The sequence below is a fragment of the Streptomyces sp. NTH33 genome (assembly GCF_003236365.1).
Lineage (GTDB): Bacteria > Actinomycetota > Actinomycetes > Streptomycetales > Streptomycetaceae > Streptomyces.
In genome coordinates this window covers 1-8,661 of the sequence record NZ_POTZ01000302.1, presented here as the reverse complement: position 1 = coordinate 8,661, position 8,661 = coordinate 1, and the positions used below count along the sequence as shown (strand labels likewise).

Sequence of the window (8,661 nt, the reverse complement as noted above, 5' to 3'; positions counted from 1 at the left end):
GTGCGGGACGGCGCGGCAGCCGGGGCCGTACGACCCGCAGCCACACCACGGCGACCAGCGCCGCCGCCGCGGCGAACGGGAGCACCGCGCCGACGGCCAGGACGATCCAGCGCAGCAGGGCGACGAACACGTGCCAGCCGCCCGCCAGCGCGTCCGCGAACCCCGGCTGTTCGTCGGCGGCCTCCGGCGCCGGCGTCCCGGTCAGCGACAGGGTGATCGTCGCCATGCTCGTGCGGTCCTTCAGGGACGCCTGCTGGGCCAGCAGTGCCTCCAGGTCGGACTGGCGGCGGCTCAACTCCCCCTCCAGCGTGACCACGTCGCTCAGCCGGGTCGCCTTGTCCATCAGCGCGCGCACCCGCGCCACGCTCGCCTGCTGGGACTTGATCCGGCTCTCGACGTCGACGACCTGGTCGGTGACGTCCCGCGCCTTCGCCGTGCGGTCGAGCAGCTTGCCGGCGCCCTCCAGACCGGCCAGGACCTCGTCGTAGTGGTCGGCGGGCACGCGCAGCACCACGCGCGTGTGGGCGACGCTGTCCTCGTCGCGGGTGGTGGTCTCGTTGCCGACGTAGCCGCCGGCGTTCTCGGTGGCGGCGCGGGCCGCGTCCAGGGCCTTCGGCACATCCTTGACCTGCACGGTGAGCGAGGCGGTGCGGATGATGTGGTTCGCGGTGATCCGGGACGGCGCGGTGGCACTCGCGCCGGAGGCCGCGCTCCCGCCGCTGCCCACGTCGGTGCCCGGTGCGGCCCCGTGGGCGTCGCTCCGGGCGTCGCCCTTGAAGGCCTTGTCGGCGGAACTGGCACCGCTGCTGTCACCCCCCGCGCCGCACCCGGTGAGCGCGAGCGCGGCGGCGAGCAGAAGCCCGGCCAGGGCGGGAACGGGTCGAACGGAACGTCGTGCGCGCATAAGGGCGTACCCCCCAAGGGTCGTCGTGACGACTGTCGCTCCTTCGACGCCCGACCCGCGCGGGACGTTGGCCGCAAACGGTTCCGATGCGATCACGTTCGGGACTCGTACCGGACACCGGGGCGCGGAGGGAGTGTCGGCGCGGTCTGAGAGAGTGGGCACATGAGCGCATCGGTTACGGGCATGGGCCATGTCGTCGTCATCGGGGCCGGGATCGCGGGACTGGCCGCCGCGCACCGGCTGCTGGAGCGCGGGGCACGGGTGACGGTGCTGGAGGCGGCGGACCGGGTCGGCGGCAAGCTGCTGCCCGGCGAGATCGCGGGCGTGCGCGTCGACCTGGGCGCCGAGTCGATGCTGGCCCGCCGGCCCGAGGCCGTGACCCTCGCGCGCGAGACGGGCCTCGACGGCCGCCTCCAGCCGCCGGCCACCGCGACCGCCTCGATCTGGACCCGCGGCGCCCTGCGCCCCATGCCCAAGGGGCACGTCATGGGCGTCCCCGCCACCGCCTCCGCGCTGGCCGGCGTGCTGTCCGAGGAGGGCCTCGCCCGCATCGGGCGCGACGCCGAGCTGCCCCGCACGGAGGTCGGCGAGGACGTGGCGGTCGGCGAGTACGTGGCGGCGCGCCTGGGCCGCGAGGTCGTCGACCGCATGGTCGAACCCCTGCTCGGCGGGGTCTACGCCGGCGACGCCTACCGCATCTCGATGCGCTCGGCCGTCCCCCAGCTCTTCCGGGCCGCGCAGACCCACGACTCGCTGCTGGAGGGGGTCCGCGAGATCCAGGCCGGGGCCGCCGCCGCGCAGCAGACCGGACCGGTGTTCATGGGCATCGAGGGCGGGGTGGGCCGGCTGCCGCTCGCGGTCGCGGAGTCCGTGCGCGCCCGCGGCGGCGAGATCCTGACCGGCACGCGCGCGACGGAGCTGCGCAGGCAGGACCACACGTCCTGGCGGGTGGTCGCCGGGGACCGCGTGCTGCGGGCCGACGCCGTGGTCGTCGCCGTGCCCGCGCCCGTCGCCGTCGGCCTGCTGAGCGCCGAATCCCCCGGGGCCGCCGCCGAGCTGCGGGCCGTCGAGTACGCCTCCATGGCCCTGATCACCCTCGCCTACCGCCGCGCCGACGCCGCCCTGCCCCAGGGCAGCGGCTTCCTCGTGCCCCCCGTCGACGGCCGGACCATCAAGGCGTCCACCTTCGCCTCCCACAAGTGGGGCTGGATCGCCGAGGAGGACCCGGACGTGGTGGTGGTGCGCACCTCCGTGGGGCGGTACGGCGAGACGGAGATCCTGGGCCGGGAGGACGGCGAACTCGTGGAGGTCTCCCGGCACGACCTGCGCGAGGCCACCGGCCTGGACGCCGCACCGCTGCAGACCCGCGTCACCCGCTGGACCGACGGCCTGCCTCAGTACCCCGTCGGCCACCACGCGCGTGTGGCCCGCGTCCGCGAGCACGTCGGCAAGCTCCCCGGCCTCGCGGTGTGCGGCGCGGCGTACGACGGCGTGGGCATCCCGGCGTGCATCGCGAGCGCGTACGCGGCGGTGGACCGGCTCGGGGGCGACGCGTGAGGTGTGCAGGAACTCACCGCGGCCCCGGTGCGGGGCCCGCGCGGCGGAGCGGGACAATGGCCCCATGAGTGCTGACGCCCCCACCCCCGAGCCCGCCAGGATCCCGAACAAGGGCAAGCTGGCCAAGGACCTCAACGAGGTCATCCGCTACACCCTGTGGTCCGTCTTCAAGCTGAAGGACGTGCTGCCCGAGGACCGCGCGGGCTACGCGGACGAGGTCCAGGAGCTGTTCGACCAGCTCACCGCCAAGGGTGTGACCATCCGCGGCACGTACGACCTCTCGGGCCTGCGCGCCGACGCCGACCTGATGATCTGGTGGCACGCCGAGACCAGCGACCAGCTGCAGGAGGCGTACAACCTCTTCCGCCGCACGAAGCTCGGCCGCGCGCTCACGCCGGTGTGGTCGAACATGGCGCTGCACCGCCCCGCCGAGTTCAACCGCTCGCACATCCCGGCGTTCCTCGCCGACGAGACGCCGCGCAACTACGTCAGCGTCTACCCGTTCGTGCGCTCCTACGACTGGTACCTGCTGCCCGACGAGGACCGCCGCCGCATGCTCGCCGACCACGGCAAGATGGCCCGCGGCTACCCGGACGTGCGCGCCAACACGGTCGCGTCCTTCTCCCTCGGCGACTACGAGTGGGTCCTCGCCTTCGAGGCCGACGAGCTGCACCGCATCGTCGACCTCATGCGCCACCTGCGCGGCTCGGAGGCCCGCATGCACGTACGCGAGGAGATCCCCTTCTTCACCGGTCGCCGCAAGGATGTCGCGGAGTTGGTCGCGGGGTTGGCCTGACACCTGGCGGGGCCCGGGACCGGCCGGGAGTTCGGGGGTTGTCCCCCGGATGATGCAGTACCGGTCGCCGCAAGGACGTCGCGGAGTTGGTCGCGGGGCTGGCCTGACACCTGGCGGGGCCCGGGACCGGCCTGATCACTTCCCGGCTGCGGGCCGGCCGGTCCCTCCCCGCAGGGCGTCCCGCAGCTGTCGCGCGCGGGACTCCTGGAAGGTCGGTCCGCCCGGCCGCGGCTCCGGGTGCGGGGCGCAGGCCGCCTGCCGCACCGGGAGCCGCCCCTGGAGCAGATAGGCGTCCAGGTACGCGTTGACACACGGGTTCGGCCCGCCCGCGACGCCGTGCGAGCCCGCGTCCCGCTCGGTCACCAGCACCGAGCCGGCCAGGCGCCGGCGCAGTTCCAGGGCGCCGTCGTAGGGCGTGGCCGCGTCCCGTTCGGCGGCCAGGATCAGCGTGGGCGGCAGCTCGCCGGGCCCGGTCCGCACGTCCAGGGGCCGCTGCCGGGGCGCCCGCCAGTAGGCGCACGGCAGGTTCGTCCACACGTTGTCCCAGGTCTCGAACGGCGCCACGCGCGCGAGCCGCGTGTTGTCCCGGTCCCAGACCCCGAAGTCCGTCGGCCAGGGGGCGTCGTTGCACTCCACGGCCGTGTAGACCGCGCTGCCGTTCTCCGCCTGCGCGGCCCCCTCCCGGCGCGGGGCCGCCAGCTCCACCAGCGGCCCGGGGTCGCCCTTCAGATACGCCGACAGGGCCGCGGCACCGCCCGGCCACTGGTCGTCGCTGTACCCGGCCGCCAGGAACAGGCCCTGCAATTGCCCTGGTCCCACCGAACCGCCCGCCGGCTCGGCGGCGAGCCGCGCCCGCGCCCTGTCGTAACTCGCCTGCACCCGCTCCGCCGTGCGGCCGAGCCCGTACACCTGGTGATGCCGGGCCGCCCACGCGCGGAAGTCCGCCCAGCGGCCCTCGAACGCGGCCGACTGACCGAGGTTGTTGCGGTACCAGATCCGGTCGGGCGCCGGATTCACCACCGCGTCGAAGACCATCCGGCGCACGTGCGAGGGGAACAGCGTGGCGTACAGCGCGCCGAAGTAGGTGCCGTACGAGGAGCCCAGGAACGTCAGCCTGTCCTCCCCGAGTGCCGCACGCAGGACGTCCAGGTCACGGGCGTTGTTGAGGGAGGTGTAGTACCGCAGGGCCGTGCCCGCGTGCCGGGCGCAGCCGTCGGCGTACGCCCTGGCCTCGGCGACGCGCTGCTTCTTGTACGCCTCAGAGGGGTGCGCCGGCGCGGGCGTCGGCCCCTTGACGAAGTGCTTCGGGTCCACGCAGGACAGCGGCGCCGAGCGGCCCACCCCGCGCGGGGCGTAGCCGACGAGGTCGTAGGCGGACGCGATGCGCTTCCACTCGGGCAGCAGGCCGACCAGCGGGAAGGGCCTGCCGTCGGCGCCCGGCCCGCCCGGGTTGAACACCAGGGCGCCCTGCCGGGGCACTCCGCGCCTGCCGTCGTGCGGGTCCGTGCGGGTGGCCCGCACCCGGCTGACGGAGAGCCGGATCAGCCTGCCGTCGGGGCGCGCGTAGTCGAGCGGGACCGGGACCGTGCCGCACTCCATGGTGCGGGGCAGGTCCCGCGCGTCCGGGCACCTGCCGAAGTCGATGCCGGCCGCCCGGGCGCGCGCCGCCGCCACGGCGGTGCCGCGCTGCTCCACCGCCGCGCCGGGGGCCCGCTCCGCGCCGCCGGCCGGGGCCACGGCGAGGGCGGTCAGGACCAGGCATCCGGCGGCCGTCCAGGCGGCGGCAGCTCTCATCGGGTATCCCTTCGGCGCACGGCAGCGGCACAAGGGATGTTTCGGTCACCGCGGCGGAAAGGCAAGCACCCTCGCGCCGGTGTCGGCACCCGGACACCCGTCAGGCCCGGTCGCGGACGCCGGACACGTACGGCCGTCACCGGCGCCGTCACCCGTGCCGTCCACGCGCCGGGCCGGCGCCGAGCCGGGAGGTGACGTCGGCACGGACACGTACCGCACCTCAGCGCCGCAGCAGCGCCCTCCGGGCCGCCCGCGCCACCCGTACCGCGGGCCTGCGGGACCGCGGGGCCAGCCCCGACCGCTCGAGCCACCACTCCCGCAGCGCCCGCCGGACCGCCGGGTCGTCCGGCCGCCCGGCGAGCAGCAGGGACGCCGCGAAGTCCATGGCGTCCTGCCGGTAGCCGCCGCTCATCGGACACCCCCGCGCATACGCGAGGAACGCGGCCCGGTAGCCCTCCCCGAGCAGCACCGGCAGCTCCGGAGCCACCTTGGCCACGACGTCCGCCCGCTTCGACGCCAGCGCCCGCGCCTGCACGCCCATCCGCACCCGGTCGAACCCCTCCGGCACGGGTGTCCCGGCGACGAGCGCCGACAGGAGCGCGGTCTGCGCGAGGGCGAGACGCTGCCGGGCGGGCTCGGCGGCGGGTCCGGCCCGCCCCGGCGCGCGGACGGCCTCGTACGGCCGCCGCACGGCGGACGTACGACCCGGCTCCACCACTTCCCGGATCGCGCCCAGCTCCCGCTCCAGCTCCGCGGGCTCGGGGAAGTTCTCGTCGCGCTCCAGCAGCACCCCCGGCGGGGACACGCGGGAGGCGAGGTCGGCCAGGATGTCGAGGACCGGCCGCGGAACCGGATGGGCGTGGCTGTCGTGCCAGACGCCGTCCCGTTCGAAACCGCCCGCCACATGGACGTACGCGATGGCCTCCAGGGGGAGTTCGGCCAGCGCCCTGGCCGGGTCCTCGCCCCGGTTGACGTGGTTGGTGTGCAGATTGGCCACGTCGATCAGCAGCCGCACCCCCGTGCGGTCGGCCAGCTCGTACAGGAACTGTCCCTCCGTCAACTCCTCGTCGGGCCAGGCCAGCAGCGCGGCGATGTTCTCGACGGCGAGCGGCACGGGCAGCGACTCCTGCGCGATGCGCACGTTCTCGCACAGCACGTCGAGGGCGTCACGCGTGCGGGGCACGGGCAGCAGATGCCCCGCCTCCAGCCACGGCGACGCGGTGGGCGCACCCCCCGCCCGCACGAACGCGATGTGCTCGCTCACCAGCGGCGAGCCGAGCGCCTCGGCCCGCTCGGCGAGCGCCCCCAGCCGACGCTCGTCGGGCCGCTCGGCCCCGCCGAGGCCGAGCGAGACACCGTGCGGCACGACGGTCACCCCGCGCTCCCGCAGACGCCGCAGCGACCCCGGCGGATGACCGGGGCACACGTTCTCGGACACGACCTCGACCCAGTCGACGCCCGGCATCCGCTCCACGGCCTCCGCGATCTCCGGCCGCCATCCGATCCCCACCCCGAGCCGCTCCATGATCCCCTCGCCCTTTCCTGCCTCCCGCGTCCGGCACGTGAGGGGGGTATGGCCCCGGCGCCCGGCCGCGAATCCCGGGACCCGCACGTTCAGAGCAACATTTGAGGGAGGACGGGCCCCGGGCGGTATGCGCTGTGCACGGGCGAGGGATGATCGTAAAGTCCTCGTATGACGGACGAGAACGACCGGGCCGTGCAGGCGGCCGTCGACGGCGAACTGCGACTGCTCGATCCCAAGGTGCGCGCTTCGCCCGCCCTGGTCTCGGCGCTGCTGGACCCGGAGTTCACCGAGATCGGAGCGTCGGGCCGCTGGTGGGACGCGGAGACGATCCTCACGGTGACGAGTTCCGGGGCGGTGTCGCCGGAGGCCCCGGTCGAGGTCAGCCGGATGTCGGGGGAAGTCCTCGCACCGGGCGTCGTCCACCTGACGTACTTCAGCGACCACCAGGGGCGCCGGGTCTGGCGGAGCTCCCTGTGGCGGCTGACGGAGACGGGCTGGCGCATGTACTTCCACCAGGGGACGCCGGCGGCGGCTGACGACGGGGTCTAGGACCGGCCCCGGCGCAGCGCCGGGTGGTCGGCGACCACCGTGCAGGAACCCGGGGCGATCTCCGTGAAGCCCGCGTCGCGCACCAACGGCAGCCCCGCGGAGGTCAGTTCGCGCCAGTGGGCGGGGTCGGCGGTACGGACGGCGAGCGGGAAGCCGGCGTCGCGCCAGGCGGTGCGGTGTTCGTCCGGCAGTTCCCACCAGGCCAGTTGGGCGCCGTGGCCCGCCTGGGCCATCGCCTTGCCCGCGGACATGTCCAGGCCGGGGCTGAGCCACAGGACGGGGAGGCCGGGGTCCGGCCCGGCGGGGGGTTCCGGGTCGTCGAGGTCGGTGCCGGAGACCTGGAGCCTGGCCAGGTCCCTGGGCCAGTCGTCGACGGGTACGGGCGGGAAGACCCGTACCTCCGCCGTCTCTCCGGTGACCGTGATGCCGGGCAGGGCCTCCGCGCGCCGCCACTCGGCGCCGCGTGCCCGCCGGACCACCTTGCGGATCCGGGCGTCCTGCCAGTCCCGTACGGCCTGCGCCCACTCGCCCCCGCCGGACGAGCGCTCGTCGCCGAGCAGCACCAGCACCGCGCGGGCCGAGGCTTCCAGCGCGTCGGTACGGGCCGGAGGGGCGGTCCGCTCGATGCGCACCACCAGCGGCAGCACGAACTGCCGCGCCTGGTCACGTGCGCCGGGATCGGGCCGGAACGGGCTGTCCTCGGGGGCGGTGGCCGTGGTGGCCATGGTGGCCGCGGTGGTCTCGTCGGTGCTCACGGCCCCAGTCTGCCAGCCGCGCGACCGGCCCCCGTCGGCCTCGCCCTCCGCCGGCCTCGCCCCCCGTCGGCTTCGGCAGGTCAGGTGCGGCCGGTCGAGGCGCCGATCAGGTCGGAGACCTTCACCAGGCGGTAGCCCCGCTTGCGCAGCTCCGGCACGACCGCGCGCACCACGCGCTCGGTCGTGGGGGCCGCGCTGCGGGTGCAGTGCATGACCACCACCGAGCCCGGCCGGACCCCGTCCAGGACCTGCCGGACCACGGCGTCCGCATCCGTCGCGAACGCGTCGCCGCTCACCACGTCCCACTGCACCGCGGTGACGCCGAGGGGGCTCAGCGCCCGCAGGGCCCGCTGGTCGTGGCAGCCGCCGGGGAAGCGGAAGTACGGCATCGCGTGCTCCACGCCCGCCTTGCGGAACGCCTCGTACGCGCGCTCCACGTCCGAGCGCATGCGGTCGGCGGGCACCGCGGGCAGGCCGTAGCAGTCGGCGGTGAACGCGTGGTGGCTGTAGGAGTGGTTGGCGAGCTCGAAGAGCGGGTCACTGCCGATGGAGCGGGCCTGGTCGGGGTACTGCTCGGCCCACCGGCCCGTCATGAACACGGTCGCCGGCACCTTCAGGGCGCGGAGCGTGGCGATGAGCTCCGGGTTGTCGAAGTGCTCGCCGGCCGCCGCGCGCGGCCCCTGGTCGGCGGTCATGTCGGCGTCGAAGGTGAGCGCGACCGTCTTCCCCCGGGTCCGGGGGCCGTTGCTGAAGACAGGGGTCAGGCCGCCGGGGGCCGGGG

General features: G+C 75.2%; 8 protein-coding genes. 3 read left to right on the top strand and 5 right to left on the bottom strand.

The features are described from left to right. A partial coding sequence (locus tag C1I97_RS24985) for a DUF4349 domain-containing protein (protein WP_111005423.1) occupies nucleotides 1–904 on the bottom strand: 904 nt, incomplete at its 3' end. Nucleotides 905–1,066: 162 nt separating this feature from the next. Between C1I97_RS24985 and hemG the strand changes: the two genes are divergently transcribed. After that, nucleotides 1,067–2,461, top strand: coding sequence for a protoporphyrinogen oxidase (gene hemG, locus C1I97_RS24980; RefSeq protein WP_111005422.1), 1,395 nt, complete (start codon nucleotides 1,067–1,069; stop codon nucleotides 2,459–2,461). Nucleotides 2,462–2,525: 64 nt separating this feature from the next. Further along, complete coding sequence (hemQ, locus tag C1I97_RS24975; protein WP_111005421.1) at nucleotides 2,526–3,257, top strand: hydrogen peroxide-dependent heme synthase; 732 nt, start codon at nucleotides 2,526–2,528, stop codon at nucleotides 3,255–3,257. A gap of 135 nt (nucleotides 3,258–3,392) precedes the next feature. Here hemQ and C1I97_RS24970 read toward each other — a convergent pair whose 3' ends face one another. Together C1I97_RS24970 and C1I97_RS24965 are read right to left on the bottom strand one after the other, a co-directional pair. After that, complete coding sequence (locus C1I97_RS24970) at nucleotides 3,393–5,051, bottom strand: alpha/beta hydrolase (protein ID WP_111005420.1); 1,659 nt, start codon at nucleotides 5,049–5,051, stop codon at nucleotides 3,393–3,395. 220 nt (nucleotides 5,052–5,271) lie between these two features. Then, entirely contained in the window at nucleotides 5,272–6,576 is a 1,305-nt protein-coding gene (locus C1I97_RS24965; protein WP_111005419.1) for a DUF692 domain-containing protein, read from the bottom strand. 168 nt (nucleotides 6,577–6,744) lie between these two features. On the opposite strand from C1I97_RS24965, the gene C1I97_RS24960 reads away from it, so the two are divergent. Next, entirely contained in the window at nucleotides 6,745–7,125 is a 381-nt protein-coding gene (locus C1I97_RS24960) for a nuclear transport factor 2 family protein (protein ID WP_111005418.1), read from the top strand. On the opposite strand, the gene C1I97_RS24955 is transcribed toward C1I97_RS24960, so the two are convergent. Together C1I97_RS24955 and C1I97_RS24950 are read right to left on the bottom strand one after the other, a co-directional pair. Next, entirely contained in the window at nucleotides 7,122–7,850 is a 729-nt protein-coding gene (locus C1I97_RS24955; protein WP_111005425.1) for an aminoacyl-tRNA hydrolase, read from the bottom strand. The two genes, C1I97_RS24960 and C1I97_RS24955, sit on opposite strands and share 4 nt — an antisense overlap. A gap of 110 nt (nucleotides 7,851–7,960) precedes the next feature. Further along, on the bottom strand, nucleotides 7,961–8,661 hold a 701-nt coding region (locus C1I97_RS24950; RefSeq protein WP_258382723.1), incomplete at its 5' end, for a polysaccharide deacetylase family protein.

What these genes read in the sequence shown, in the direction of transcription:
- hemG (WP_111005422.1), top strand. Translation starts at nt 1,067, where the DNA reads ATGAGCGCATCGGTTACGGGCATGGGCCATGTCGTCGTCATCGGGGCC.
- C1I97_RS24960 (WP_111005418.1), top strand. Translation starts at nt 6,745, where the DNA reads ATGACGGACGAGAACGACCGGGCCGTGCAGGCGGCCGTCGACGGCGAA.
- C1I97_RS24965 (WP_111005419.1), bottom strand. Translation starts at nt 6,576, where the DNA reads ATGGAGCGGCTCGGGGTGGGGATCGGATGGCGGCCGGAGATCGCGGAG.
- C1I97_RS24970 (WP_111005420.1), bottom strand. Translation starts at nt 5,051, where the DNA reads ATGAGAGCTGCCGCCGCCTGGACGGCCGCCGGATGCCTGGTCCTGACC.
- hemQ (WP_111005421.1), top strand. Translation starts at nt 2,526, where the DNA reads ATGAGTGCTGACGCCCCCACCCCCGAGCCCGCCAGGATCCCGAACAAG.
- C1I97_RS24955 (WP_111005425.1), bottom strand. Translation starts at nt 7,850, where the DNA reads ATGGCCACCACGGCCACCGCCCCCGAGGACAGCCCGTTCCGGCCCGAT.